The 457-nt window shown below is 53.4% G+C and carries 1 rRNA gene; it reads left to right on the plus strand.

Annotated elements, in window-relative coordinates:
* Positions 1 to 457: ribosomal RNA gene (locus E9565_RS21990) — 16S ribosomal RNA — on the plus strand; the annotation flags it as partial.

Raw genomic sequence — 457 nt, forward strand, 5'->3', positions numbered from 1 at the left:
CCTACGGGAGGCAGCAGTGGGGAATATTGCACAATGGGCGCAAGCCTGATGCAGCCATGCCGCGTGTATGAAGAAGGCCTTAGGGTTGTAAAGTACTTTCAGTCGGGAGGAAGGCGTTGATATTAATACTATCAGCGATTGACGTTACCGACAGAAGAAGCACCGGCTAACTCCGTGCCAGCAGCCGCGGTAATACGGGGGGTGCAAGCGTTAATCGGAATTACTGGGCGTAAAGCGCACGCAGGCGGTTGATTAAGTTAGATGTGAAATCCCCGGGCTTAACCTGGGAATGGCATCTAAAACTGGTCAGCTAGAGTCTTGTAGAGGGGGGTAGAATTCCATGTGTAGCGGTGAAATGCGTAGAGATGTGGAGGAATACCGGTGGCGAAGGCGGCCCCCTGGACAAAGACTGACGCTCAGGTGCGAAAGCGTGGGGAGCAAACAGGATTAGATACCC

The sequence above is a fragment of the Blastococcus sp. KM273129 genome (assembly GCF_021698995.1).
Taxonomy (GTDB): Bacteria; Actinomycetota; Actinomycetes; order Mycobacteriales; family Geodermatophilaceae; genus Blastococcus.